The 19,793-nt window shown below is 39.7% G+C and carries 16 protein-coding genes; 11 read left to right on the top strand and 5 right to left on the bottom strand.

Going from position 1 to position 19,793, the window contains the following annotated elements; genetic code table 11:
* The first annotated feature begins 75 nt into the window (after positions 1-75).
* The 5 genes from KN1_RS14195 (at position 76) to KN1_RS14175 (ending at position 5,492) form a co-directional block, all read left to right on the top strand.
* Positions 76-1,287, top strand: coding sequence for an FAD-binding oxidoreductase (locus tag KN1_RS14195; protein WP_221288413.1), 1,212 nt, complete (start codon positions 76-78; stop codon positions 1,285-1,287).
* A gap of 305 nt (positions 1,288-1,592) precedes the next feature.
* On the top strand, positions 1,593-2,042 hold the full coding sequence (gene cynS / locus KN1_RS14190) for a cyanase (RefSeq protein WP_221288411.1): 450 nt from the start codon (positions 1,593-1,595) through the stop codon (positions 2,040-2,042).
* Positions 2,043-2,266: 224 nt separating this feature from the next.
* Positions 2,267-4,384 (top strand): molybdopterin-containing oxidoreductase family protein, encoded by a 2,118-nt coding sequence (locus tag KN1_RS14185; protein WP_221288409.1) that lies wholly within the window; start codon positions 2,267-2,269, stop codon positions 4,382-4,384.
* 513 nt (positions 4,385-4,897) lie between these two features.
* Positions 4,898-5,104: a VapB-type antitoxin gene (locus KN1_RS14180; protein ID WP_225905722.1), complete on the top strand. Its 207-nt coding sequence runs from the start codon at positions 4,898-4,900 to the stop codon at positions 5,102-5,104.
* Positions 5,097-5,492: a PIN domain-containing protein gene (locus KN1_RS14175; RefSeq protein ID WP_221290827.1), complete on the top strand. Its 396-nt coding sequence runs from the start codon at positions 5,097-5,099 to the stop codon at positions 5,490-5,492. Before KN1_RS14180 ends, KN1_RS14175 begins: the two co-directional genes overlap by 8 nt.
* A 498-nt stretch (positions 5,493-5,990) precedes the next feature.
* On the opposite strand, the gene KN1_RS14170 is transcribed toward KN1_RS14175, so the two are convergent.
* Together KN1_RS14170 and KN1_RS14165 are read right to left on the bottom strand one after the other, a co-directional pair.
* On the bottom strand, positions 5,991-7,124 hold the full coding sequence (locus tag KN1_RS14170) for an arginine deiminase family protein (protein WP_221288407.1): 1,134 nt from the start codon (positions 7,122-7,124) through the stop codon (positions 5,991-5,993).
* A 46-nt stretch (positions 7,125-7,170) separates the two neighbouring features.
* Positions 7,171-8,757: an APC family permease gene (locus tag KN1_RS14165; protein ID WP_221288405.1), complete on the bottom strand. Its 1,587-nt coding sequence runs from the start codon at positions 8,755-8,757 to the stop codon at positions 7,171-7,173.
* Between the two features lie 300 nt (positions 8,758-9,057).
* On the opposite strand from KN1_RS14165, the gene KN1_RS14160 reads away from it, so the two are divergent.
* Complete coding sequence (locus tag KN1_RS14160) at positions 9,058-9,984, top strand: metallophosphoesterase family protein (protein ID WP_221288403.1); 927 nt, start codon at positions 9,058-9,060, stop codon at positions 9,982-9,984.
* 428 nt (positions 9,985-10,412) lie between these two features.
* Here KN1_RS14160 and KN1_RS14155 read toward each other — a convergent pair whose 3' ends face one another.
* Entirely contained in the window at positions 10,413-11,204 is a 792-nt protein-coding gene (locus tag KN1_RS14155; protein WP_221288401.1) for a hypothetical protein, read from the bottom strand.
* A gap of 334 nt (positions 11,205-11,538) precedes the next feature.
* On the opposite strand from KN1_RS14155, the gene KN1_RS14150 reads away from it, so the two are divergent.
* On the top strand, positions 11,539-12,309 hold the full coding sequence (locus KN1_RS14150) for a GNAT family N-acetyltransferase (protein WP_221288400.1): 771 nt from the start codon (positions 11,539-11,541) through the stop codon (positions 12,307-12,309).
* A gap of 48 nt (positions 12,310-12,357) precedes the next feature.
* A complete protein-coding gene (locus KN1_RS14145; protein ID WP_221288399.1) occupies positions 12,358-12,789 on the top strand; it encodes a GlcG/HbpS family heme-binding protein in 432 nt (143 codons plus the stop codon).
* A gap of 240 nt (positions 12,790-13,029) precedes the next feature.
* Here the strand turns inward: KN1_RS14145 and KN1_RS14140 are convergent, their stop codons facing one another.
* The gene (locus KN1_RS14140) at positions 13,030-14,334 is read right to left on the bottom strand and encodes an MFS transporter (protein ID WP_221288398.1); all 1,305 of its coding nucleotides are present in this window, start codon (positions 14,332-14,334) and stop codon (positions 13,030-13,032) included.
* A 72-nt stretch (positions 14,335-14,406) separates the two neighbouring features.
* The gene (locus KN1_RS14135) at positions 14,407-15,369 is read right to left on the bottom strand and encodes an alkaline phosphatase family protein (protein WP_221288397.1); all 963 of its coding nucleotides are present in this window, start codon (positions 15,367-15,369) and stop codon (positions 14,407-14,409) included.
* Between the two features lie 222 nt (positions 15,370-15,591).
* On the opposite strand from KN1_RS14135, the gene KN1_RS14130 reads away from it, so the two are divergent.
* The 3 genes from KN1_RS14130 to KN1_RS14120 all read left to right on the top strand — a co-directional run bounded on the left by KN1_RS14130 (position 15,592) and on the right by KN1_RS14120 (position 19,477).
* On the top strand, positions 15,592-16,917 hold the full coding sequence (locus KN1_RS14130) for a class-III pyridoxal-phosphate-dependent aminotransferase (protein WP_221288396.1): 1,326 nt from the start codon (positions 15,592-15,594) through the stop codon (positions 16,915-16,917).
* A 198-nt stretch (positions 16,918-17,115) separates the two neighbouring features.
* Positions 17,116-18,330: an FAD-binding oxidoreductase gene (locus KN1_RS14125; RefSeq protein WP_221288395.1), complete on the top strand. Its 1,215-nt coding sequence runs from the start codon at positions 17,116-17,118 to the stop codon at positions 18,328-18,330.
* A gap of 898 nt (positions 18,331-19,228) precedes the next feature.
* Positions 19,229-19,477: a hypothetical protein gene (locus KN1_RS14120; RefSeq protein ID WP_221288394.1), complete on the top strand. Its 249-nt coding sequence runs from the start codon at positions 19,229-19,231 to the stop codon at positions 19,475-19,477.
* Positions 19,478-19,793 lie beyond the last annotated feature (316 nt).

Genomic DNA, 19,793 nt, shown 5'->3' with positions numbered 1-19,793 from the left:
TAACGAAACTGATATCTACAATCTAAAAACTATGTTAAATATTCAAATACTCCAAAATCAATTGTAATCTAACACATGATCTCAAAGTATGTTATAAAATATTTAGATAGAGAAGGGATCCGGTTTTCCGACGATAGTGAGGTATTAAGAAAAGAATCTCGTGACATGACTTATATGTCTCCTTTTTTATCAAGATTTTCAGACATAGTAGGCGACATTGTAGTATATCCGGTAAATGAGGATGAGGTCATTAAGATTGTAGAGTTATGCATTGAAGAACACATTCCGATTATACCTCGTGGAGGAGGGATGAATAATATAGGTGGATTAGTCCCTTTAAGAGGTGGGGTTATTATTGATACAAGGTCAATGGATAAGTTTATCCTTACCCACAAGGAGTTTATCGGGGAAGCCGGAGCAAAGTATTTCAATAAGGGTAAGTTCAATTTTCCCCCTAGAGTATATCCATCTTCATTCGAGGATGGGGTCACCGTAGGCGGGCACATAGAAGGAGGATGTTGTGGGGTAGGGAGTTTCAAATACGGGTGGGTCTGGGATCAAGTAACGGAAATAAGGATGATAGACCCGAGAGGTAAGCCCAGGGTACTAAAAGGAGGTGATATAAAAATAGCTTCTCATGCCGAGGGGACTACGGGCATTATAACAATGGCCAGGTTACTTATAGATAATGAAAGGTATGTTACACATGTTGTTGAAGACAGTTCACCTGGCAAACTGCTAAATACCGTTATGCAAGCTTTTGACGAAGGAAGAGACTTTTATCATGTCACGTTAAGGAGCCCTCAAGCAAGCGAGGTCACGAACGTAATGCCCAGTGATAAGTGGCAGTTATTTATAGCACATTCTAAAGAGGAGAAAGTGGAGGGAATCGACGGAAAAGAGATCTGGGAAAATAAACACGTTTTTTATGGTGGAGTTACTAAAGCATACTATAAGAAATTTGGGAGAGTATATTATATGATCAAGGACGTCGACGTTAGTTTAGCCAGTGATGTAATTTCCCGTTTACCTAAAGGTACTATAACTCAAGTTGAGTTTATAGCTGGGAGATTGGCACACATATTTATACTAACGGATTCCGAAACTAAATACTTGAAAATAAAAGAGGATATGGAGAACCTAGAGGGGAGCATATTTGAACTGCATGACCTAAGGATAAACAGTCGTCTTGATAGCTATCATTTACAGAAAATAATTCAGTTTAAAAGGAAATATGATAAAGAAGACTTATTTAATCCGGGGAAGGTCGATTTCATTAGGCAATAGTCTTTATCATAATATTTGCAAATCGTAATATTTGCAAAGACATGAAAGGTATTACCTAACCGTGGTGAAGGCGAATAAATTAAGCCATGTGACTACGCCGAGCTCCAGTAGACGTTAGACCGCCTTCGCGTTTATTATGAAAAGAACTATAAGATAACAAGAGGAAAACTTCTTATAACTTAGACCATCACACACCTGATGTACGGCAACCTTTCACATATAAACATCATTTAACGTGTTTGGCTGAATACTTTAAACTCGCTAGGTGAGTAATATTAATTAGTAGGTTAAGAGTAGCCTTTCCTATGCTAGATAAGTCTAAGGCTAGAGAGCTCATGTTAGAGAGAAAGAGAGAGAAGAAGATAAGTTGGGAAGAGTTAGGGAAGGTGATAGGTAGGAGCCCAGTTTATACGGCCATGTTATTATACGGTTACGGACAAGCTACTGAAGAAGAGGCTGAAAAATTGGTCAAGGTTTTAGAACTTCCCCCTGAATATAAGGGAATATTGATGGAAGTCCCGATGAGGACGCCAGCTCAACCTTGGCCGCCGACCGACCCATTTATATATAGGCTCTATGAGGCCGTATTACTCTACGGTCCTGCTATAAAGGATGTCGCACATGAGATGTTCGGCGACGGGATAATGAGCATGATAGATGTCACAATAGACGTAGGTAAGACAAAAGACGAAAAAGGAAACGAAAGAATGGTACTAACATTTAACGGAAAATGGTTAAAATATGCAAGGTGGTAAAAAAAGACGGGATAAATCCCTAAGTATTATACAAAAACTTTGGGGATTAAGTTTGGTAGAACGAGATAACTTTTTATCTATTCCATCTATATACTTTCCGTATCTAAGATTTTAGAAACAGAAGACTAAGAATTAACTTGCTATACCTTATAAGGAGAAAACATACTTACGTTTCTTGAGTTTTTTATACTAATTTTTAAAACACGGGGTTAATAGATCATTATATGCCATTTGCAAGATGTTATATGTGTAAGAACGCTTGTGGGATTATAACCTCAGTAGAGGGTAAGAACGTTAGAGTAGCCCCCAACAAGGATCACCCCCAGCCCGGAATATGCGGTAGGGGTGCTGCTGGCCCTTATCTCTTAAGCCACCCTGATAGGCTAAAATCACCCCTCATTAGGCAAGGTGACACCTTAGTCCCTACGACATGGGATAAGGCGTTAGATACCGTAGTCAAGTACTTAAAGGAACTACTGGATCAAGGACACCCAGAGTATTTAGCAATCACCTTCCATGACTACGGAAAAGAGTTACTGGAAAGGTTTTCCGCTTTATACGGTACTCCGAACTTAATAGGACATGAGTCAGTTTGCCACGGGCCTAGGACTGTCGCCTCAGAATTAGTACTCGGGACAGAGGGCCCGAGGAGTGTAGACCCCGACTATCCAAATTCTAAGTTTGTCGTCTTTATAGGTAGGAACCCCTTGGAGGGGATAGTCCCCGATATTGTGAGGAGGATAGACGAAGGCAGGAAAAAGGGGCTAAAAATAGCCGTGATAGACCCGAGAAAATCAGCTATAGCGGAGAGGTACGCCGAGAGATGGGTACCCATCAGGCCTGGTACTGACACTGCGTTCCTATTGGGAGTAATATATTACATGATCAGGAACGAGATGTATGATAAGGACTTTTTGGTAAAGTATACTAATGCCCCCTTACTCGTATACGAGGACGACCTAACCCCTACCGGTATATATTCTCAACAACTTCTCGAAGAGAAATCCTTGAACGGGAGGAAAGCCATTACGGTATTCTCGCTATTAGAAAAGGAAGGGGAAAAAGTCTACCCTAGGCTACAACAGATCACCGGAGTGGGTTATGACGACGTTAAATACATAGCGGAAAACCTCTGGTCTAACAGACCCGCATCTGTTATAGATGACGGTTGGCACACCTCTTTCTCGAACGACTCTACATATACATGGATGGCGGCATTTACAATTAACGCTATGCTAGGCAATATAGATAAGAAGGGAGGGTTAATTATAGCTAAAAAGGCTAAGGTTAAACTCTACGATAAGAGTAATGTAAAGGCACAGAGGATAGATAAGATCAGGTACCCCCTTACATACGCGGCATTCCAGGAGGTCTATAGGGCTATCCTTACGGGTAGCCCCTATCCTATAAAGGCTTTAATGGTAATAGGTACTAACCTCGATGGTAGAGACCCCGACTCTGAGTTTGTAAGGAGGGCATTAAAGGCAGTAGACTTTCTGGCAGTGGTCGACGTAATGCCTTCCGACGTTACCGAATACGCCGACGTGGTCTTAGCAGAGTCTACGTATCTAGAGAGGGACGAATTACCTTTACCTGTGGGTTGGACTCTAGATAACTGGGTGGACATACACCAGAAGACTATAGACCCCCTATACGACACGAGACCTTTATGGTGGATTATGTTAGAACTAGAACATAGGCTTGGTTTGTCAAGCTCAACATTTAAAGACCTTGAGGAAATGGCCCTGAAACAACTTAACGTAAGTAAAGAAGAGCTAGCCCAAAAAGGCGCATTAAGGATCGAGGAAGAAGTGTATGAGGTCTATCCCTATAAAAAGCCGTTTAAGACACCGTCAGGTAGGGTTGAGATATACTCTGATACTCTGAGGAGAGCAGGGTATTACCCCATCCCCACATATATTGAGAAGAACATTATGCCGAGGGCTAATGACGAGTTTTTCCTTACGACAGGTCATACGCTATACCATACGCAAGACAGCATTACTTTTGACATACCTACTCTAGTTAAACTGGCCCCAGATAACCCGGTAATGATAAGTAAGAATAAGGCATCTCAACTCGGGATTAATGATGGGGACGAGGTAGAGGTAATATCACTAACTACCGGGCAGAGAGTAAGGTGTAAAGTAAAAGTAAGTAAAGGGATCAGGGACGATACAGTGTTTGCCTATTTTGGCTTCGGCAGGCACGCGAGGGGTGAGAGGTTTGCGTATGGACACGGGTTTGATGTAAATAGCCTCATAAGTGAACAGATAACCGACCCAGTCTCCGGGAGTATAGCTCAGTCTCTAAATATAGTTAAGATCAGGACTTTAAAGTAGCCTATAGTATGAAACTTCTGTGGATGTATTTTCTTAGGCCTTAAGAGTCTAATACGAAGCTATGGATAAAGATACCTCTGTATAAAATCAACTGTGTGATTTAAGGAATCGTTCACGGATCCATGTGATTTATCTTATTGAAGTGATATTTTAACTGTTAATTATACGTCAAGTAAAATTAATACTAAAAAGCTAGTAGGACGGATAACGAGGGGGTTATAACTTAAATTAGACAGGACGTTTAACAAGTAGCTGGTTATTTATACACCGAATTATACTAAACCGAATTATACTAATTCGAAGAATATTTCAATTTGCAATGGAGACGTGAGTGGCTCGACTTTAGGGCATAAAAGAATACACATAATCGACATTGTACTAGTTGACACCCCATTATTAACCAGAAGTTTAAGTTTACTTTATTTACACAAGCCTAGTATCATACTTACGTTAACCAGCTTTATAACCCCTTCCGAAGTAAAGTTAATATGGTAGAAAGTAGAAAGTAGAATTATGGAAAAGACGATAAAAGTGAGGGAGACCACACTTGAGATGCTAAAAAGGCTTAAGGAGGAGAATAACTTTTCGTCGATAGACGACACGATCTCATATTTAATAAAACTGTATAGGGAGGAGAAGTTGAAGAGCATGTTCGGTGTAGATAAGGGTAAGATAAATCCCTTCATTAGGGATGATAGGGTTGAGGATCGTGATGGATAGCTACGCTTGGGTAGAGTTTTTCATCGGGAGCGAGAAGGGGAAGAAAGTCCTCACATTCATGTCTTCTGCAGACGAGATAATAACGCCAGACCTAGTCCTAGCAGAGCTGGCCAGAAAATACGTAAGAGAAGGATTTGAGGAGAACAGCGTCAGAGAGAGGCTAAAATTTGTTGAAGAGAACAGCGTAGTCGTATGTATTGATAGAGAGTTGAGTGTCCTGAGTGCTAACGCATACCTCGAATTGTTAGACAAGGCGAAAAAGGAGGGTAAAAATAAGCCTAGTATAACAGATAGTATACTCCTTACGTTAGGTAGAAAGTATAATGCAAAAGTGGTTACCGGGGACGAACTGTTTAGGGATATGGAGGAGGTAATATTTCTCGAGTAAGTAGTTTGTCTCCTGTTGAGAAACCTTGACGTGTTTTATGCCCATGTGATAGATCAATTAACATTCCTATTTTTCTTTTTAGTTTACAGTCTTTCTCGCGGTAGTCACATAGAGATCAAAGGACAGAGTTATGTTACACTGCGTCAGGAAGGGGTAAAGTCATTGTGAGACGATATCCCGCATAGGCGAGCATTACATTCACTTCGCATTTGTTATGAAAGGACTTGTAACTGTTACTAACAGTTGACCCAATTACCCGCTACTACCCTTATTTCTCTACATAATTTACGGATAGATATAATATACTTTTGAAAATGTTGCGGTTTGGAGGGGTTTAGTAGGAACCACCTCGTAATGTTTATAAGTAAACTTGCCTTGTAGGCTATAAGACCTTAGCCTTTAAAACAAACTTAAGGAATTTTATACAAGAATATCATCCTTAAAATATTCGATTTGGCTGTGAAAAAAGTATGGACTAGGTGCCTATAACATTATCTACTACTTCTTTATTAGAGGTAATGTCATGCACCTCGGACCGCTCCTCTCTCCTCCTTCCTTAATTATCTCGTTTCCCCTGAATGTTATGACTTTAATTCCAGCTTCTGTCAATAATTTGTTAGTTATTCTATTATGTTCATATGCTACAATCTTATTGTTATCGACGACAATTATATTACTGGCTAATAACCAGTGTTCCCTTTCCTCAGAATAATACTCGCCATTACCTATAAGTACTACCCTTAAATCCCTCGCTAAATAGTCTTTCAACACTTCTCTTAGGGGTCTGTCAACCCTCCTCGTACCACCCTTAGAGTAGATGTAGACCTTCATGGAGTCAAGATATGAGTAATATATTATTACGTCTTTCGAAGGGATACCCATTACTGTGTCTAAGTGTCCTATACCTTTGTTGGGGTGATATTCAGGTGTCTCAAGTCTGACCAACACAGCTTCATCTAATTCCCCCTGGTCTACCAGCTTAGGTAACACATCGTTTATCCCCAGTGCGCTAGACCTTGTACCGAACCCCATAAGTAACTTTCCGTAACCTAAAGGCATAAAGTCACCGCCCTCGAAGAAGCCCCTCTCAGCCTTAACTACATTTTCCGGTTTAAGTATTTTTAACAGGAGTTCTGGTTCAGCTCTCCTGCTCTCCCACCTCATTTTCCCTGCTATATACGTCTTGCCCATTACCATTCCGGGGTCTCTAGTAAACATAATGTTGACGAGAGGTCTTAAACACAGGTCAGCCTCTTCTCCGACTATAGAGTCCTTTAATATCCCTAGTGCTTTTGCCTCTGTAAATGTAAGTCCCGAAATCGCTATATCGGCTAAAGTCGTTATGTCCAGGCTCTCAAGGGACGTTAACGCACATTCTGAACGCTTTATAATATACTCAATGATTTCCCCTTTAGGTAGCTTCTTTATTTCATCTCTTATGTCAACTACTTCAGCTCCTGCTTCAGAGAGTTTCCTTTTAAACTCGTCATGCTCGCTCCTCAACTCTTCGAGGTCAGGTATTTCTGCGTACTGTAGCTCATATAGTGTTTTAGGGGTTAGCCTTTCTTTTTCTTTACCAGGTGTTGAGACTACTACTTTTTTTAAGGGAGAGAACTCGGATTTTAAGTCCATATAATAAAAATAATTGTCTTAGTATAAAAATCTTTTCCTAATATTATTACTCTGGAGGTATTTCTTTAAACGTCATGGACAAGTCTATACCTTCTTTTTTAGCCCTATAATATTTCATGACATAATAAATAATGATCCCAGCTATGAACGGGGAAGCTATTAAAGCCCATGTAGCAGGGTTCATATCTATACCTAGGTAGATAGTCGAATTGCCGAACCAATAATATGCGTATACCGAAAGGACTATAAGGTCAATAACCGCCATAGATAATATAAGACTCCTGTTCCCCTTAAGGGCAGATAATGTGTTCCTTGCTGAGGAATATATCACAGCAAGGACTACTATAATAAAACCAAATAACAGTGCCATGGCATCTGCGGTGTCCATACCGTAGAAGAAAGCAGAACTCAACGGTGTTACCGTTATTATGACCAGACTGGAAATTGTAATTATTTCGTCTATTAAGTGGGCTACGACCGGACTGTGGAACCTTTCGCTTACATAAGACACTACAGTGGGTAAGGCTTTATCGAACGCTACAGCCATAAAATACCTAGAGACGAATAACGCTACTGCAAACATTACTGCAATATACCAGAAATAAGAGCCTATAGTTAGGAAAAGGTCTAATGGTAAGTTCTTATTAGCTAGTACCACGTCAAAAGTAGGATTATTCAGCAGTGATGCGGTAGGGTTAGAAGAAGATAATATTCCTGCGCCTATGAAAAACTTTGTTCCTAAAGAGGCTATACTTGAGGATATAAAGAATGTAATTAGAAGACCTGCTACTACTAGTGCCATAAATACTCCTCTTGTAAACGCCTTACTTCCCCCTCTGACTTCCCCAGCTATAGATGTAGCTCCGTTTACAAAAGGCAGGAAAGACGCTGTGAATACCATGAGCCCTATAGTAGCCAGACCGACATTAGAGAATAGAGGCGTTGCCTTACTGGACGCTTCTACAAGTTGCTGATAAGTTATACCTGAAGCAGCTACACTCTGGGGAGTAACAGTAAACATTAAGGCACCGTTAATCACAAATGTGATTAACGCTACCCCGGTTACTATTCCCATAAGCTCGTTTGTGAACTTAGGAGCAAAGATGTTAATTAATATGACAGCAGTAAATGTAACGGAACCAATTAAAAGGACTATATATGGGTTGGACAATGTGTTCGCTATCCCAGCATACGGTTGGCCAAAGTTTATTCCCATTGCTGAAAACCCGGAAGCTAATTGCCCTACACCGTCATATACTATAGCTGCATCAAAAATCATCTGAGATATACCGAATACTAGCCCTACACCTACACCTATTGCGGGGTGGAGTACTCTACTAGCGAACACGTAATCAGCTGCTGTTCTTTGATAGGTTTCGCTTATCTTGGTCCATATAAAAGCGTGAGGTAATAAAACAATCCAACTGAGTAGAGCAGCTAAAACTGCTAACCCGTTAGGGGAGACATAGAGCCCTGATAAAAATGATACTGGTAATGCATAAAATGCTATAAATCCCATGCTTATAAACATTGCAGTTGTCCAATTTATTTCTCTAACGAGACCAGATGATTCTCTTGCGAATAGATTTTTTTGAATATTATTATCTTTTTTTAACTCTTTATCCTCAGCCATTTTGCTATTCTCTACCTAAAACTGTTATTAAGCTTTAAGGAGAAGATAATTAAAACACTTAAAAAAACTTGGTCGTTACCTGAGAAACTGACTAAGTCGTTCATAATTTATCATTATAAAAAATATTTATTGCGTTATGAATTTTTTCAAAAGATTGGTAATTATTAATTATTTTTTAATTTCCTTGCTCGCTAAACCATTAGCTGTTAAGTTTGAAGCTTTCTCTAACTGGTGAATCATTATTAAGTTTTCAGTTTAGTTAGAAAAAAGCTTAAAAAGTAAATTAATTGACAATGTTCTATGCCTTTAGAAACCAAGATTTTGTTCGTGTCAGATATTCACGGATCTGAGATAGTCTTAAGAAAAGCCCTGAACGCCTCTAAGATGTTCTCTGTTAACTATTTAATATTAGGCGGTGACTTGTTTTCTAAGGACTTTCTGCTCATTAGAAAAGCGGGAAATAATTACTATGCGGGAGAACGAGAAGTTTCCTTATCTGAACTATATGAGGAATATAAAATCTCAGGCATAGCACCACTATTTTTTGAGAGAATAGAAGAAATAAATGAATTCAAGTCTAATTCACATTTTAGAAAAGAGAAGATATTGGAGTTTATAGAAGGTCAAGCCGCTGAATGGAGCAAGATATTTAACGAGAAAAAACAACCTAACATCAAAGTACTCTGGAATACTGGAAACGATGACCCGTTAGAAGTCGATAGTATTATGCAGAGATACGGGCTTGATGTCAGTGAAAATAAGATAGAGCAACTCGACGACCTCTTACTTCTCACCTGTGGATATGTTAATCCTACTCCTTGGAATACGTATAGGGAACTCCCAGAGTCAACCCTTTACAATAAAATCCTTGATAAGCTAAAGGGAATTGAACATTTTGACAATGTAATATTTAATTTCCATGCTCCACCTTATAATACTAAATTAGACTTTGCTGTTATCGACAAGGGAAAAAGAGACCATGTCGGCTCAACATCTGTAAGAGAAGTCATTGAGAAACTTCAGCCCCTTCTAGGTTTACACGGACATGTCCATGAATCAGCAGGTGTAGATAAAATCGGAAGTACTAATGTAGTTAATCCCGGTAGCGACTATAAAGAAGGTATATTAAACTATGCCCTCATAGCAATTAGGAGGGAGATGAAAGGGTTCGGAAAATTTTACGTCAAGAAATATGACGTCAAGGCTATCCATCTAGGGAAGGGGTAAGATAGTTAGTGATATTAAGGATCAATGAATAAAAATGTCTAGTAATAATTTTTGTGATAAGAAATTAATAATGTAAAACTGGATAACACCTTATAATTACACTTAATAATCTAGTATATAGGAAATTATACTCAGTCAGGCATAAATAGTAAGTCCCTCGTCATATACAAAGGGGATATGTATACTTTAAGGTAAAGCTATTGCCCTCCTTTATAAGCTGACCGAGTATAAAGTTTAAACAAAAATACTTTTTAGTCAATATTTCCTAAGTTATGCTAAAGGTTCACTTATATATGCATAATATTTTTGAGGTTTTATATTTCTTAGTACTAGTAACTACACAGTACTAATTATAAATTATAACCTCAAAAGGGACGGGCAGTTCCTATTACGGTTTGTGTCGAACTTGCGGAATACTATTAATATAGCTAACCAAAGAAGGATATCCTCCTAGTGAGAGGTATTTTATCGACCACCAGTTCGACACCGTTGTCCCTTAGCTTGTATACAGAGGTAGTTGAATACATTAACTCACTCCCATTTCCAGCTATAGCTGTTTGACCGAAAACCGGCTTAGGTAGCCTGATCCCCATATTGGACCACTCCTTACCGTCCCTTGTAAGGTACAGAGGCTCCCCCCTCATTATCTGGGCGACGATGCTCCCATTTAGTCCCGCAAAACCATGGGCATATCCTCCAAGTGTCAGTGTGAAGTTATTCAAGTCCTCCGTATAATACACACCATCGGCAGTAGCTATAAGCATAAACTTATCGTTAGTGAATACGTTATGCATATCAGCCTTGAAGTCAGTGGGCTTCAGACCTTCCAGCGATTCCCCCTTGAGTAAGTTCCCTTCTTCAATCACAGCTACCAAGCTTCCCTTAAAATATACGATATCGTTAATGTGAGGCAGAGTATAGTCGAAGCTCCAGCCCATCTCCTTAGCCTTTTTCGTTAAGTCCAGTACCACCTTCCTATCTATTATGTCATAAATAATAGGGCCTGCAAGGGAAGCGTAGAGTTGTCTGTCAATTAGCATCAGCCTCCAACAAGCCTTATCGATAATTTTTTCTTTTCCGTAAACCACTCCCTCTTGTGGAGAACATACGATATAATCGTCTTCAAACTTTAACGCGTCGTAAATGTTAAACTCATAACCCACCTTTCTCAGCGTCTCTGTGTACTCATATAACCCATCTTTAGTGGAAATTAGGTACACAGATCACATCTCTGAATCGCAGGTAATAAAATTTACATTGTCTATTAACTTGATTTAATAAAGTTATTTGCCTTTTTTCCCTCCTTCCTATTTGCTATAGGGTAAGTACAAAAATTGTACTTATTCATTAATCTAAAGTATGACGGCTTTAGAGACGCTCAGTATATGGAAAGTACGCTTTAAGCTCTCAGGGAATATAACGGAATAAAGGGGTTTATTTTTAGGTAAGGGTTTGAGGTCTAGGGAAACACTTTGCGCAACTTAATGATATTCTATAAACCACATGAGGATAGTTTTATTAAAAACATAATAAAAACAAAATACTGTATATCGTATGATAATCCGTGTAGCTACACATCAGGATATACGAGAAATGGTAGAGGTCTGGGGAGAGGCTATCGGTTCTACGAACACGGAAGCGAACAGAGAAGTCTTCCTCATTTTCCTAGAACTGGGAAAGTGTTTAATAGCTGAAGAGAGAGGAAGGGTCATAGCTACTTGCTGTTATATACCTTACCGAGATGTGTCATGGGTAGGAAATGTAGGTGTAAGACCAGAATACCAACATAAACGGATAGGAAAGAGAATAATGACTGAGCTACTTAGTGAGATAAAGACGAGGAGCGTTAGGCTCGATTCAACTAATCCCGGTATTATGCTATACAGAGGTCTCGGTTTTGAAGAGGAGTATAAGACGGTAGTTTATGATATTTCAGGAGTTAAAGATGGAAGGAAGGCAAATGTTACGGACAGGCTTGATAAGTGGATGCTCCATCTGGACGGAGAGGCCTTCGGAGATGATAGGTCAAAACTCTTATCACGAATTAGTGGTAAAGTAGTTTACAACGAGGGAGGTTTTGGTGTGATCTACCGTAATTTCATAGGTCCCCTAATAGCTGTTGATAAACGAAATGCGGAAGAGTTAATTAAATATAGCGTGTCCTCTCTGGGAGTAAAGATGATAATAACTATTGAGGATAAAGAGGAGTTTATAGAAAGCTTAGGAGGGAGGAAAGTATATGAATGCACTAGGATGAGGAGAGGTGGTATAGTGAAAGAGGATAGAGGGCTAATTTACGGTATTTTTAGGCACGCGTTTGGTTAAACTAGTTTGATGTAAAGGATAAAACTGCTCGATGGACACACTCTACTCATGATAATAGAGAAAAAGGGCATATCCCTAGAGCTGGCTGAAAGGATGATAGACGCTGCTGAGAAAAAAGCTAAAGACATGGGAGTCCCAGTGGTTATAGCTGTGGTTGACGAAGGAGGATCGCTCAAAGCCCTCAGGAGGATGGACGGAGCTCCGCTGCTCAGCGTTGATATTGCCATAAACAAAGCATGGACTGCAGTAGCTTTCGGTATACCAACGCACGAGTGGTATGAGATGATAAAAAATGATCCTCCGTTACTTCACGGTATTGTCCATACACCTAGGCTAATAATATTCGGAGGAGGTTATCCAATACATTATAATGGACAGCTTATAGGGGGAATCGGGGTCTCTGGCGGGACTTCCCAACAGGATATGGAATGTGCTAAGGCCGGGCTTGAAGTGGTAAAGAAACTTGAGGGATCTAATTAGGAAACTATCGCCAGGTTTTATAGGAATAGTATCTTATTTTTTATTCTTACGTCAACTTAAAAGTAAGTCCAATGTTAATTTCAATAAAAGTCAAAAATCATAAAGTAGTCTAGTTTTTATACTTAAATAGCCGATAAAGGGCGATATTATTGGTGCAGATCCAATAGCTGGGGATAAGGAGTTGCCCTTTATAGCGTGACTAAGTATAATAATATAATAATAAAAATTAGAAAAAATAAATTATATTGTTTCGCTTTCCACGAACTCGAATTCGTCTAAGCTTCTATGTTTAGGCTCCTTCAGGAAGAGCGTCGCCACAGCACCTACGAGTGAGACTACTCCTAGTAAAATCATTGTGAACTCAAGTCCTTGAGATTGTAATATTAAGGGCACCAGTAACGTAGTAGTTATTACTCCAGTCCTACCGGCCATCACGGTAACCGCTGAGGTTATCCCCCTTATAGACGTGGGGAACAGCTCTATCCCCCAAAAACCTACCACTGTTCCAGGCCCTATCTGAGACATTATATTGCTTAGACCGTATAGCGTTAACGCGACTAGCGCGGTCGACTTAAGGCCGTAAAGGGCAAACGCTATGGTCGTCGCCCCCATACCTGTAAAACCTAGTGCTTGTAACACCTTTCTACCTACTTTGTCGTTAAACGCTGTGGATATCAAATTACCCGGGATAGCAAAGGCTAACAAAATTATCAGTTCGAATATGACACCGTTAACCCCAATGCTCTGCGCGATTACATTGGGGCCAAAGAACACTCCCGCATAGGCGGCTACATCAAAAATATACCATGTCAGTGCTGCTAGTAGTAACATGACCCCTATTCTCCTCCAGCTCACCGCTGTAGCGGGCACATCTTGCACTTTTATACCGTATTTTTCCTCGAGCTCCTTGGGGTTTTTCTTGATATATAGCATATATCTTGGTGTCTCCGGGAACTTCCTCCTCGCGTAGATCACTATTAACGCCGGTATTGCACCTAGGGCGAGTACGAGACGCCACGCGGTGTCTGGCGGGAAGGAGTTTACAATAGCTAGAGTAGCAAATACGGAGCCTAAGGCACCTACATTCCACATCAGCCCACCTGATATGGCCATGAGCTTACCTCTGTCCTTCCTGTTTGCATATTCTGCATTTACTAAGGGGGATAAAACGTAATCTGCTCCTATCCCCAGTCCCAACAGGAACCTCACAATTGCCAGTTGAACCGGTGTTGACACGAATGCTTGGGCTAGAGCACCTAGTGTCATCAACATAGCGTCGATACCGTAAAACTTCTTCCTACCGTGCTTAGCTAGATAGCCGAAGATTATTGCACCCAAGAAGTTCCCCAAGATTATACTTAAGAAGAGTATTTCCGAGGCACCTTCCAGTCCTTGCCCTAAACTCTTCTCTATCAGCGGGAATACCAGAGACCCGGCCGTCAAGTCATATCCGTCTACGAATGTCCCTGCACCTGCTACAAGGGTCGTCTTTATGTGGAAAGTCGAAATACCTTTTTCGTCCCATTCCTTTAACGGATTTTTCATACACTCTGTATAAAAAAACATATTTATTAATATAACGTATAAAATCTATATAGGAATAAATTCATTATTTAGTCACTCATAGACGAATAACGGTATCTCCATCTCGTCCTTAGTGAGCCCTCCGTGGCTACCCTTATATTTGTGCTCCATATCATCTTTCCAGTAGACCACGTTGACGTTGTCGAACGGGACTAGGAGGTAGTCGGGTATGTTATTCGTACCTCCAACTAACTCCTCGACCTTCTCTCTTTCGTATAGTGTACCGTATTTTGAGAGTGATGCCAAAGGCCTCTTACTCTTGAACATCAGGCTCCTCGCGTCCCCGTAAGGCGGGAATTCCATTTCCCTCAGGAACTCTTCGTCTTCCCTCAAGTTCACACTCCTGTCGACCTGGACGTGGCCGTGGTCGGAGGTAATGAGTATTGAATAGGACTCCCTATAAACGTTGGTTATCTTTTCCAGCGAACCCATGACTTCGCTAGCTGTCTCTAAGGTGGGGCTACTGAACGGCCCGTATAAGTGGGACATAGCGTCTACATAGGGCAGGTAGAAGAAGACGAACTTGGAGTCCTTATTTTCGAGGGCTAACTTATACTTATACAGCCCGTCCCAATAAGTGTAATAAGGGATGACCTTTAGCTTGCTCATCATGCTCTTGGTCGCTACTTCAGGCATAATAAAGACTGAGTCAGTGTTAGAGAAGAACGTGTCCAGTTCCACGCTCTGCTCCTTGAGTACTTTCATCAGGTTCAATATCCTACCTTCCTCTCTGTCGTATATCCTCCAGCCCAGAATACCGTGTTCTCCCGGTCTCTTTGCTGTTAATAATGTCGCAAATACCGTGACTGTTATTGAGGGGAATATTGAATTTATTTTCTCGGGTTTTACGCTCGTGTTCAACCTCTGGGCTATATTCCAACCTAAACCGTCTACCAAGATCAGGGACATTCTGTCTTTGTGGACTATGTTACCTACGTCTTTTTTATCTTCTTTTAACACGGACTTTATCTCTCTGGACAAGTCGTGTAAATTCATAGTATTAACTAGACTGGTCGGGTTTTAAGCAGGTGATTTAACCGTGTAAATAAACCAATATAGTCCAAAATAGGATATATAGAGATTTAGACTGGACTTTACTCTCTTCTTTTCCCTCTTTTACTTTAAACTTAATCGACATTACTTGGAGTACGCATCGTTGGAATAATTCTAATATAATCGTCATAAAATTTATATATAATTCAATTTATTTGGCGAAATATGGATGAAATTTCAAAAGCAGTAAAAGAACATACATTTGGAACGTGGAGAAAACAGAAGGATTGGAATCCCTTAACGGTGACAAGAGCTGAAGGAGTTTATTTCTATGACTCACGCGGTAAAAAATATCTTGATCTCTCCTCTCAACTTGTTAACGTTAACTTAGGCTATGGAAATAAGAGGGTCATCGAAAGTATAAAAGAACAGTTGGATAAAATACAGTATATCTCTCCTGCATTTGCAACCGAGGTGAGAATGACGGCTGTAAAATCGCTCATAAAAGTCATGCCTAAGGGCATTACAAAATTCTTCTTTTCAACTTCGGGCACCGAAGCCAATGAAGCTGCAGTAAAAATAACGAGGTTAGCTAAAAACCCCAAGTACAAGATAATTGCTAGATATAGGTCATATCACGGTTCTACATATGGCTCCGTCTCGTTAACTGGAGATTACAGGAGGTGGTTTGCTGAGCCACATACACTAGGTGGTGTGGTGAGAATACCAGAACCGTACTGTTTTAGGTGTCCCTTAAAGCTCAAGTACCCTGAGTGTAATTTAGCTTGTGCAAATTATGTGGATTATGTTATTAAAAACGAACATAATGTCGCTGGGATCATAGTGGAACCGATCACGGGGACTAACGGGGTTATAGTCCCGCCTAAGGATTACTTGACTACAGTAAGGAAGATAGCAAAGGAAAACGACGTCCTATTTATTGCAGATGAGGTTATGACGGGGTGGGGTAGGACTGGTGAGTGGTTCGCGGTAAACCATTGGAATATCGAACCGGATATAATTACTACTGCCAAATCAGCTACAGCCTCTTACGTCCCTATAGGTATCACTGGTGTCAGTAAGGAGATCGGGGATTTCTTCGAAGATAACCTTTTCGCCCACGGTCACACTTTCGAGGCCCATCCAGTGACATTATCAGCAATCCCCGCCGTTATTGAGGAGTTCGAAAGGCTTGGAATACTCTCTCACGTAAATGCTATTGGCAAATACGTTGCTGATAGACTAAGTGAGCTAAAAGAAAGGCATAAAAGTATTGGTGATATAAGGGGAATGGGATTATTTTGGGCTATTGAGTTTGTCAGGGATAAGAAGAACACACCCTTTGCAACATACGATGATAAGTTTAACGGAAACTCGAGTGATGTAGATAAAATAGCCAAAAGACTGCTTGATGAAGGGGTTTACGTATTTAACGGACCTTCGTGGTTTATAATATCCCCACCTCTCATAATTACTAAGGAGGAGATAGATGAAGGGATTGATAAGATTGATAAAGTGGTCTCAGATCTAGATAGAGAGTTTAAAGACTAATCTACTCAGCCAGATACTAATAAAGTATAATTCTTATTCCCCCTTTAGCAGACATGACCTCTCCACATTAAAAGTCCCTTTGCTCTTTATAGACTCACAGCGTATAATTATGGATAAAAGGCTCATTATGAAAACTTTTGAACAAAGTTCAATATACAAGTTTAAAAATTTATAAATCGCTCAGTCTTTTATCAGCCTATGTTATCACAAATATTCCTCAGTAAGTTGAAAGAAATTGATTACTCAATTGATCCTAAAATTGTCTCATCACTTTCTAGAGATTTTAGCCATACTAGTCCTATAATTTCCCCTTTATTATCTAAGTCGGCTAATGCAGTAGTTTTTCCTAAAAACGAAGACGAAGTTAAAACTATCGTGGAAGCTTGCATTGAAGAACACGTACCCATAGTCCCGAGAGGAGGGGGAGTAAATAATGTAGGTGGTGTGATCCCAATGAAGGGAGGGATAATAATGGACCTCTCAAGGATGAAAACGTTTAAGGAATATGAGGACGAAATAGAAGTAGGGCCCGGGGTCTCTTTTTGCGATAACGGAAGGCTAAGGTTTAATGTACGTGTCTATCCTTCTACGTATTGTGAGGGAGCTACCGTGGCTGGTTTTTTTAGCGGTGGTTCAGGGGGCATTGGGGAGTTTAGGTATGGTCGTAATTGGGATTATGCAACCGAGGTAACCATGGTCAACCCTGTCGGTAAAACTGTAAAACTTAGGGGAGGAGATGTGAAAATAGCCGCTCATGCAGAGGGGACTACGGGGATAATAACTAAATTAAAGGTTCAGAAAAGGGAAAAGACTAAGGACATCCCTATTGTAGTCGAATTTGACAATTTACATAACGCTATGAATTTCATCCAAAGCCTTTATGATAATTATTCTCACACGGTGTATCACGTGACTTTAAGGTCTCCTGAAATGTCTAGACTTACATCTAACATTACTGGTTATTACACTAGTAAGTGGAATGTTTTAGTAGTATGTGAGGAGGAATGTCCTTTTAAAGGTAAAAGAGGCGACGGAGTTTGGGAAAAGAGGTTTCTGTTCTTCGGCGGGACTATTACCACAGCTATGGGGATTATGAAGAAGAGGTATTATTACGTAGTAAAGGATATACCTTTAGAGGAGACTGAGGAAAAACTGACTAAAGTTATAGAATCTAGGAAGGGCTTCGTGACTGACGTAGAGTTTGATATAGGGAGGAAGTCTCACCCCTTCATTCTAACCGATGAGGAGAAAGAATATTATGAGATACTTAAAATTTTAGGAGGGACTAATTTCGACCTGAACAGTATATATATAAACTCCAGACTTCCTAGAGATCACCTTCATAAAATCTTGGTCTATAAAAAGATGTATGATAAAGAGGATCTATTTAATCCAGATAAAGTGAAATTTTAATTTATTTCAGAAAATCCTTAAATATTGGAATAGGTTATTATGATAATTTGTGCCGTTTCCCCTCGTTTTAAATCTTCTAATATACTTTATTAGCTTCTGCTAATGGATAAACCTTAGTTTTTAGCAACACTTTTCCCTGAACGTATAAACTAACCAGCCCTGAAAGGAGGCTCCACATGCTTCGCCTCTAACAGACTTGGGTTTGCAACCGTGGGAGGTGAGGTAACGGATAAGACGATAGACTTTATAAGTAGGGAAATCAGCATCGTAGGTAATTTAGTAGGTTCATACAATCAACATACCCTACGATAGAGTAAATTCCTCCCTTTTTAAGTATCTTTAATCCGTTAGAGGGGGTAGAGTGTTCTCCAAAAATCTATAACTGTATCTGCCCCTTTAATCCTCACAACGATATCCTATAGGTTGTAATTTTAGGTTCAGTTACTTCACCGATCCCTAATGGCTTCTCACATTCATGTGTCCTTACAGTTCCCATCTACCCTGACCTCTGATACCGGTTTACATAAAATCCGTACGCCTGATATGTCTTCACCAATTAGGCTCCTAATATTATCCTTTCTGAGATTTTAAAGGGCAACGTAACCTCCCTGATATATCGAGGGACACCAGAGATTCGTTTGTACCTTAGGGTATACTTGGGAATACACAATTTATAATTGAAGCTTTAATTTTAAGGCGCTTAAAATAAACAAAGTATAGAATATCATCTCTATAACGGGAATGTATTGGGTTAACATTGTTTAATACTGTGAGGGATTTAATCAATTTAGAACCGAACTTTCTCAGTAAGTTGGGTATTGTGAGCCTTAATGCGAACCACTTATTGCAGATAATTTCTTGGAAAAAAATTTTAATTTTTAGGACAATATTTATCATCATGGATATTACAATAATTTTAAATAGGATTACAGCTAGGGTACTTCTATTTTTAGTTTTTGCTTCATTAAAGCTACTAAGCCTAGAAAAACTGGCAATATTGTTCCTACCGTTTATACTAGTAAACGATACCACGTCCTTCCTTCTCAATATAGGCCTTATACCAGTAGCTGCTTTCCTCCTGGTCATCGTAGCTCTAATAAAGTTCATGATGATTGTAAAGGACAAGTTGTCCTTACTACTCCAGTAAACCATTGAGTTATTAAATAGGCAATAAAGTCTCCTTAAGTTTGTACACATTCCCTCACTTACTCATACCTTATCTAAACCTTGAGTATGGGATACACAACATGGTGTAAAATTGGGTTTATCGGGTAGCCTGCACCCGGTATTTCCTTAGGTGGTAAATTGAATTTTTATATTTTATTTTGTGATAAACATAAAAACTTCTGAGAACTCACGTAAAATTATTGTATTAGCGCAATTATATAACAAAAAATATACTAGATACTAGCATTTTTGCATATGTTATTTTGTCCTATCCCACTTCTTCATGCACAGTCCAA

Source organism: Stygiolobus caldivivus, from assembly GCF_019704315.1.
Classification (GTDB): Archaea; Thermoproteota; Thermoprotei_A; order Sulfolobales; family Sulfolobaceae; genus Stygiolobus; species Stygiolobus caldivivus.
The sequence above is the reverse complement of the archived record's forward strand: the minus strand, read 5'-3'. Positions and strand labels throughout refer to the sequence as shown.

What these genes read in the sequence shown, in the direction of transcription:
- KN1_RS14170 (WP_221288407.1), bottom strand. Translation starts at nt 7,124, where the DNA reads ATGGACTTAAAATCCGAGTTCTCTCCCTTAAAAAAAGTAGTAGTCTCA.
- KN1_RS14175 (WP_221290827.1), top strand. Translation starts at nt 5,097, where the DNA reads ATGGATAGCTACGCTTGGGTAGAGTTTTTCATCGGGAGCGAGAAGGGG.
- KN1_RS14180 (WP_225905722.1), top strand. Translation starts at nt 4,898, where the DNA reads ATGGAAAAGACGATAAAAGTGAGGGAGACCACACTTGAGATGCTAAAA.
- KN1_RS14145 (WP_221288399.1), top strand. Translation starts at nt 12,358, where the DNA reads ATGATAATAGAGAAAAAGGGCATATCCCTAGAGCTGGCTGAAAGGATG.
- KN1_RS14130 (WP_221288396.1), top strand. Translation starts at nt 15,592, where the DNA reads ATGGATGAAATTTCAAAAGCAGTAAAAGAACATACATTTGGAACGTGG.
- KN1_RS14120 (WP_221288394.1), top strand. Translation starts at nt 19,229, where the DNA reads ATGGATATTACAATAATTTTAAATAGGATTACAGCTAGGGTACTTCTA.
- KN1_RS14150 (WP_221288400.1), top strand. Translation starts at nt 11,539, where the DNA reads ATGATAATCCGTGTAGCTACACATCAGGATATACGAGAAATGGTAGAG.
- KN1_RS14135 (WP_221288397.1), bottom strand. Translation starts at nt 15,369, where the DNA reads ATGAATTTACACGACTTGTCCAGAGAGATAAAGTCCGTGTTAAAAGAA.
- KN1_RS14140 (WP_221288398.1), bottom strand. Translation starts at nt 14,334, where the DNA reads ATGAAAAATCCGTTAAAGGAATGGGACGAAAAAGGTATTTCGACTTTC.
- KN1_RS14165 (WP_221288405.1), bottom strand. Translation starts at nt 8,757, where the DNA reads ATGGCTGAGGATAAAGAGTTAAAAAAAGATAATAATATTCAAAAAAAT.
- KN1_RS14160 (WP_221288403.1), top strand. Translation starts at nt 9,058, where the DNA reads ATGCCTTTAGAAACCAAGATTTTGTTCGTGTCAGATATTCACGGATCT.
- cynS (WP_221288411.1), top strand. Translation starts at nt 1,593, where the DNA reads ATGCTAGATAAGTCTAAGGCTAGAGAGCTCATGTTAGAGAGAAAGAGA.
- KN1_RS14185 (WP_221288409.1), top strand. Translation starts at nt 2,267, where the DNA reads ATGCCATTTGCAAGATGTTATATGTGTAAGAACGCTTGTGGGATTATA.
- KN1_RS14195 (WP_221288413.1), top strand. Translation starts at nt 76, where the DNA reads ATGATCTCAAAGTATGTTATAAAATATTTAGATAGAGAAGGGATCCGG.
- KN1_RS14125 (WP_221288395.1), top strand. Translation starts at nt 17,116, where the DNA reads ATGTTATCACAAATATTCCTCAGTAAGTTGAAAGAAATTGATTACTCA.